Source organism: Bremerella cremea (assembly GCF_003335505.1).
Classification (GTDB): domain Bacteria; phylum Planctomycetota; class Planctomycetia; order Pirellulales; family Pirellulaceae; genus Bremerella; species Bremerella cremea_A.
The window spans coordinates 1-1,141 of the sequence record NZ_QPEX01000008.1 but is presented as its reverse complement, the minus strand read 5'-3'; the positions used below and the strand labels follow the sequence as shown (position 1 = coordinate 1,141).

The 1,141-nt window shown below is 55.9% G+C and carries 1 protein-coding gene and 1 pseudogene; both read right to left on the bottom strand.

Translation table 11 applies throughout. From position 1 onward, the window contains the following. Positions 1 to 200 (bottom strand): annotated as a pseudogene (locus DTL42_RS01400) (hypothetical protein); the annotation flags it as partial. 315 nt (positions 201 to 515) lie between these two features. Beyond that, complete coding sequence (locus DTL42_RS01395; RefSeq protein ID WP_114366920.1) at positions 516 to 752, bottom strand: hypothetical protein; 237 nt, start codon at positions 750 to 752, stop codon at positions 516 to 518. Positions 753 to 1,141: the final 389 nt, after the last annotated feature.

The window sequence follows — 1,141 nt, the reverse complement described above, 5'->3', positions numbered from 1 at the left end:
GCGATCTTGGCGACTAACAAAGCGTCCCTGAGCCCGAAGCTGCTTGTCGACTGATAGTTCCCCGTGGAGTCCTTATAGGACGTATCGATCGTGAACTTGTAGAACGGGCTGCCATCTTCGGCGAGATGTCGCCAGATTGCGACGGTGACTCGGCCTAAGCGGATTCGATCGACCGGTTTGCTGTTAGTGGTTGTAGACATAGTGTTTCTCCTTGTTGGGTGATTCGGCCCCAGCTTTGGCGGCCGATGGCCAGCGATAGATGCCAGACTCAGACGAATCGGGCAAGCGAATGGCCGAAGGCTTCCTTCAGGAAAGCGGCCATGGCAGCTTGGCGAGCAACGCGAGCGAACGCGATGAGACGTCTGGCATACGCCTGACATCGAGGACGCCGGTGGGAGCTGAGATCAACCCGAGAGAAAATCACGAATACTGACAACGTGACCGTACGACAATTCGACGAGGCAACGTCGAAACAAAAAGGAAGCGGCCAGCTGAAGCTGGCCGCATTGAGTTCGTCACGATTCGGAACTCGACTGCTGAAAGATCCAGGTATGAGCCTGGTCCGCGACCTTGGCCAACAGTGGAAGATCGTCACGACCAAAGCTGGTCGTTTCTCGCCATTCGTCCTCCTTGCGATAGATCCGGACGAAGGTCACATTGTGGCGTGTTCCTCCAGCCGTCTCATTGGCCCATACCAGGGCTTTGACGAGACCAAGCTTGAACTGGGCGATCGGTTGATTGTTCTGGCTCATTTTGAGTCCTCCTGAGAAAGTTGGGATTGAGTGGTTCTCTCACTTCCAACGAGAACCCGAATTCCCAACGGGGAGGACGTTCGTTCCAGGCGACGACGCGGGACAGAAAAGCAGGATTCTGCCGCAGGCTAGTGACAGGCCCCCTGGCACGCCGAGGCCCTGCCTGGACTAAGGAAGGTGAATGGAACGGCCAGAAAGCCAGAACGACAATTCGAGATCAATTCACGAGAACGCTCGGAGATTGAGCTGGGCCACCACCTGCGAGATCAGTCCACTGGCGAAATGTCGGCCAAAAGAAAAGCAATCCAACGACGGATGCCCGTTCTGCTTGTTTCATCGAGTCGTCGATAATCGTGGAGAAGGCACCAATCAGCCGGGCTCACAACCGG

What these genes read in the sequence shown, in the direction of transcription:
- DTL42_RS01395 (WP_114366920.1), bottom strand. Translation starts at nt 752, where the DNA reads ATGAGCCAGAACAATCAACCGATCGCCCAGTTCAAGCTTGGTCTCGTC.